At 74.3% G+C, this 4,637-nt stretch carries 6 protein-coding genes and 1 pseudogene; 5 read left to right on the top strand and 2 right to left on the bottom strand.

Translation table 11 applies throughout. The features are described 5' to 3' along the window. The 5 genes and pseudogenes from RYN42_RS19730 to RYN42_RS19710 form a co-directional block, all read left to right on the top strand. Window positions 1-1,044, top strand: a 1,044-nt coding sequence (locus RYN42_RS19730; RefSeq protein ID WP_315099190.1) for a dihydrolipoamide acetyltransferase family protein, incomplete at its 5' end; no start/stop codon positions are given. A 27-nt stretch (window positions 1,045-1,071) separates the two neighbouring features. Then, entirely contained in the window at window positions 1,072-1,725 is a 654-nt protein-coding gene (locus RYN42_RS19725) for a hypothetical protein (protein ID WP_315099187.1), read from the top strand. 78 nt (window positions 1,726-1,803) lie between these two features. Beyond that, window positions 1,804-2,349, top strand: coding sequence for a hypothetical protein (locus tag RYN42_RS19720; protein WP_315099184.1), 546 nt, complete (start codon window positions 1,804-1,806; stop codon window positions 2,347-2,349). Window positions 2,350-2,380: 31 nt separating this feature from the next. Then, entirely contained in the window at window positions 2,381-3,421 is a 1,041-nt protein-coding gene (locus RYN42_RS19715) for an amidoligase family protein (protein ID WP_315099182.1), read from the top strand. Next, window positions 3,418-3,861 (top strand): annotated as a pseudogene (locus RYN42_RS19710) (sigma factor); the annotation flags it as partial. The gene RYN42_RS19715 and the pseudogene RYN42_RS19710, both read left to right, overlap by 4 nt. Here RYN42_RS19710 and RYN42_RS19705 read toward each other — a convergent pair. Continuing rightward, window positions 3,861-4,280 (bottom strand): hypothetical protein, encoded by a 420-nt coding sequence (locus tag RYN42_RS19705; protein ID WP_315099180.1) that lies wholly within the window; start codon window positions 4,278-4,280, stop codon window positions 3,861-3,863. The pseudogene RYN42_RS19710 and the gene RYN42_RS19705 overlap by 1 nt on opposite strands. 4 nt (window positions 4,281-4,284) lie before the next feature. Beyond that, window positions 4,285-4,637, bottom strand: a 353-nt coding sequence (locus RYN42_RS19700; protein WP_315099177.1) for a Rieske (2Fe-2S) protein, incomplete at its 5' end; no start/stop codon positions are given.

Genomic DNA, 4,637 nt, shown 5'->3' with positions numbered 1-4,637 from the left:
GGCCGGGTACCTGCACCGGCACCGGCGCCCGCCGCGGAGAAGGAGCCCGCGCGAGAGGCCGTGCTGGTCGGCTACGGGCTGGCCGAGACGAGCACGGCCCGACGCGAGCGCGCACCGGAGGTCCGCCCCGCCGGCACCCGGCACGCGCTGGCCAAGCCGCCCGTGCGCAAGCTGGCCCGCGAGCTCGGCGTGGACCTCGACTCGGTGAACCCGACCGGCCCCGGCGGCATCGTCACGCGCGAGGACGTGCTCGGCCGCGCCGCGCAGGCCGAGGCGCGCACCCTGGCCACCTACCCCGGCGACGACGCCCCCTGGCTGGCCAGCGGGACGGTCTCCTCGGACGGCCGGCAGACGCGCGTGCCGGTGAAGTCGGTGCGCAAGCGGACCGCCGAGGCCATGGTGGCCAGCGCGTTCACCGCGCCGCACGTCACGGTCTTCCACACCGTCGACGTCACCAAGACGATGAAGCTGGTCGAGCGCCTGCGGGCGGACCGCGAGTTCGCCGACGTCCGGGTGACCCCGCTGCTCATCGCCGCCAAGGCACTCATGCTCGCCGTCCGCCGGCACCCGGACGTCAACGCGAGCTGGGACGACGCCGCGCAGGAGATCGTCTACAAGCACTACATCAACCTCGGCATCGCGGCGTCGACGCCCCGTGGCCTCGTGGTGCCCAACATCAAGGACGCGCACCGGCTCGGCCTCAAGGAGCTGGCGAACGCCCTGGCCGAGCTCACCGCGACCGCCCGCGCGGGCAAGACGACGTTCGCGGACATGTCCGACGGCACGATCACCATCACCAACGTCGGGGTGTTCGGCATCGACACGGGCACGCCCATCCTCAACCCGGGCGAGGCGGCGATCCTGGCCTTCGGCGCCATCCGCGAGCAGCCGTGGGTGCACAAGGGCAAGATCAAGGTCCGGCACGTCACCCAGCTGGCCCTGAGCGTCGACCACCGGTTGGTGGACGGGGCCCTCGGGTCACAGCTGCTGGCCGACGTCGCCCGGGTGCTGCACGACCCGTCGCACGGGCTCGTGTGGGGCTGACCTCGTCGGCCGTGTGACACTCGCGGGATGACCCGGACCCTCACCGCGGACGACGACCTCGAGCTCCACCGCGTCGGCTACGAGCGCGGGGACGTGCTGGTGCGGACCGCGCTGGGCACGGTCGCGCACCGGTACCGGGTGGACACCACGAGCCCGCTGGTGACCGACGGCCTGGTCCGGCTGGAGGAGCTCGACGGCGCTGACGTGCGGTTCCTCGACGCCAACCTGGTCCCGCTGACCGTCCGGGACCTGCGACGGTTCCGGATCCTCGTCAAGGTGGCCGACGCCGTCCGGTCCGCGCAGGCCGCACCGTCGCGACCCGCCGGAGCCCCGCCGGCGCGCGCGGACCTGGCCGACCTGGTGGAGGACGCCCTCGACAACGGGCTGGTCGACGGGGTCGACTTCGCCGTCGGCGGCCCGCCCGGCGACGAGTGCCTCACCTTCGACGCGGACGACGACGGGTTCGTCGTCGGCTACCGCGACGCCGGCTCCACCAGCACCCTGTTCGCGTCGCGGTCGTTCGCGCAGGCGCGCGCCGTGTTCCTCGACGAGGCGTGCTGGCTCGGCGCCGAGCGCGGCCGCGGACCGTACGTCGGGCGCGAGCAGGCCGTCGGCACCGAGGGCTGGACCTCCGCGCAGGTGGTGGCGGCCTACGAGCGGCGGCTGCTCGAGGGCGCGTAGGAACCGGACTGCACACCTGGGCGTCGAGCCGCGTTCTAGGGGGGTACGCACATCCGCACGCTGCCCCGGAGGAACCTCATGGACGCCACCCCCACCACCCGCCCCCGCACCCGACGCCTCGTGGCGGTGAGCGCCGTCGCCGTCGGGCTGTGCGTCGCCGGCACCGGTGTGGCGACGGCCGCGGCCCCGACGTCCGCCCTGTCCCGCTCGGTCACGGAGATCCTGCAGTCGGCCGGCGTCGACTGGTCGACCATGCCCGACGGGTACACGCCCGAGCAGTACCAGGCGTTCTGGGGAGCCGGGTACTCGGCCGAGAACGTCGAGGAGCTGGGCGCCCTGTGGAACCTCGACGCCACGGACGCCAAGGCTCGCGCGGGACAGCTGATCCTGGACGGTCAGCAGGTGCCGGTCACGCCAAGCGGCGGCGAGACGGCCCCGACGGTCGAGATCACCGCCGAGCAGCTCGACGCGTTCTTCGGCGCCGGCTACACCGGTGAGGACGTCGACGCGCTCGCCGCGCTGTGGCAGACCGAGTTCAGCGAGACCAAGGCGCGCGCGGGCCAGATGATCCTCGACGGGCAGACTCCTCCCGTGGCACCCAGCGGGACACCCGCCACCTCCTGACCCGCCGACGACCCCCGCGAGAGGAGATGACGTGGACGAGCTGAGGCTGCGGACCGGCTTCGAGATCGAGCTGCTGGCGCCCGTCGGCTCCGACCGTCAGGTGCTGGCGGACGAGCTGGCCGCGCGCTGCGGCGGGCGCGTGCTGCGGTCCTTCCACACCGACAGCGAGCCGTCGACCGTGCCTGGCGTGGGGGTCTTCCGGCGCCTGTCCCCGGCGTTCGACGTCCTCGACGCGGACGGCCGTCCCGTGGCGCGGCTCGTCGACGACATCACCCTCGAGGCGGACCTTGCTGCCGATGCCCCGGTGCCTGGGCTCTCAGGGCACCGGGGCTGGTACCGGGTCCTGTGCGACGACGCCCGCCTGCTGCGCCTGGTCGAGCGGCACGCGGACCCGGACGCACCGCGCGACCGGGTGCTCGACCCGGTGGCCGCGCTGTTCGGGGTCGACGCCGAGGTCATCGGCACCGCGGTCCGCGTCGACGACCACCGTGGTGCGACCGTCGCCGTGGCCATGCCGCTGCCGCCGGGCCGTGAACGGCCGTGCGAGATCATCACGCCACCGCTGGACCGTGACCACGGACGAGCCCTCGAACGGCTGCTCGCCCCAGCGCGCGAGCTAGGCTTCACGGTCCCGCAGGAGGCCGCGGTGCACCTGCACGTGGACGGCGCACCGTTCCGCCGGCCGGAGGTGCTCGCCAACGTGGTGCGCCTGTTCGGGCACTGGCGCGAGGCACTCTGGGCCGGCCTGGAGACCAACCCGGCGTGCCGGCGGCTGGCCCCGCTGCCGTCGGCGCTGCTGGACCTGGTCGAGCGGCCGGGCTGGACGACCGCCGCCGCGCGGGCCACCGGCGTCACCAAGTACGCCGACGTCAACCTCACACAGCTCCTGACCGACCGCCCCGTCCGGGACACCCTCGAGGTGCGGATCCTGCCCGGCGACGTCGACGGATCCGCGATCGTGCGTCGTGCGGCGCTCGTCGAAGCCCTGCTGGCCCGCTGCCTGGAGCCACGACCGCTGCCCCTGCCGGGTGCGGGGGCCACGCTGGACGACCTCGTCGGGGTGCGCCTGTGAGGGCCGGGGTGACGACGGCGGGACCGGACAGCGCTGCGGTGCCGCGCGTCGAACCGGCAGACGACCGCACGCGCGACCTGGATGACCTGGTGCGTGTCCACCTCGCCGGTCTGCTGCGGTACGCCACGGTCCTGACCGGCGACGGGCACACCGCCGCGGACCTGGTGCAGGAGGTGCTGCTGCGGGCCCACGTGCGTTGGAACCGCATCGGCCTGCTGGAACGGCCCGACCTGTACCTGCGCCGGATGGTCACCAACGAGCACCTGTCCTGGCGCCGCCGCTGGCACGTGCGGACCATCCGGCCGGCCGCCGACGAGGTGCTCGCCGCCCACGCGCAGTCGCACGGCGACCACGCCCACGGGGTGGTCGAGGAGGACGCGATGTGGGGGCGCCTCGCCGCCCTGCCTCCCCGGCAGCGCGCGGTGCTCGTCCTGCGGTACTACGAGGGCCTCGCCGACGTGGAGATCGCCCAGGTCCTGACCAGGATCGCCGCGACGCCCAGCACGATCGCGCCGATCTCGGAGATCGCCGACAGCCACACCGGGATGCCCACCCACCGCTCGTGCACCCCGAAGAACCCGCCGGGCGTGGTGGAGATGACGAACGCGGCCAGCGTCGCGACGCCGAACCCGACCGCGCCCAGCAGCGGGAGCCAGTGCCGCCAGACCAGGACGAGGACGCCGAGCACGAGCCCGCCGACGCCGTTGAGCAGGAAGGCGGGGCCGACGACGTCGAGGGTGTTCATCCCGTTGGCCCACAGGTCCAGGTGCACGACCGCGGAGAGCAGGACGCACGCGGACAGCAGCGCGCGCAGGACGTCGGACGCCGCCCGGGTGCCCGTGTGCCAGGTGCCGGTCATCGCCTCAGGCCTTGCCGGCCAGGACCGCGCCGTCGCTGACGTGCACGTCGACGGTCGGCAGGGGGGACTTCGCCGGGCCCGACACGTTGGCGCCGGTCAGGTCGAAGACCGACGCGTGGCACGGGCACTGCAGCTCCTCACCCTCCGGGACGACCGTGCAGCCCTGGTGGGTGCAGACCGCGGAGAGCGCGACGACCGTGCCGGCCTCCGGCTGCAGCAGGATGATCGGCTTGCCGTCCGCGTCCTTCGCGGAGAGCGCCCCGCCCACCGGGATGTCCGACACCTGGGCAATCGCACCCCCGCTCGCCGCGGACGAGCCGCCGGCCGACGCCCCGCCGGCCGCCGGCGCCTCGGACG

The organism is uncultured Cellulomonas sp. (assembly GCF_963527515.1).
GTDB lineage: Bacteria > Actinomycetota > Actinomycetes > Actinomycetales > Cellulomonadaceae > Cellulomonas.
The sequence above is the reverse complement of the archived record's forward strand: the minus strand, read 5'-3'. Positions and strand labels throughout refer to the sequence as shown.

Coding starts and splice junctions, on each gene's coding strand:
- RYN42_RS19725 (WP_315099187.1), top strand. CDS start 1,072: ATGACCCGGACCCTCACCGCGGACGACGACCTCGAGCTCCACCGCGTC.
- RYN42_RS19720 (WP_315099184.1), top strand. CDS start 1,804: ATGGACGCCACCCCCACCACCCGCCCCCGCACCCGACGCCTCGTGGCG.
- RYN42_RS19705 (WP_315099180.1), bottom strand. CDS start 4,280: ATGACCGGCACCTGGCACACGGGCACCCGGGCGGCGTCCGACGTCCTG.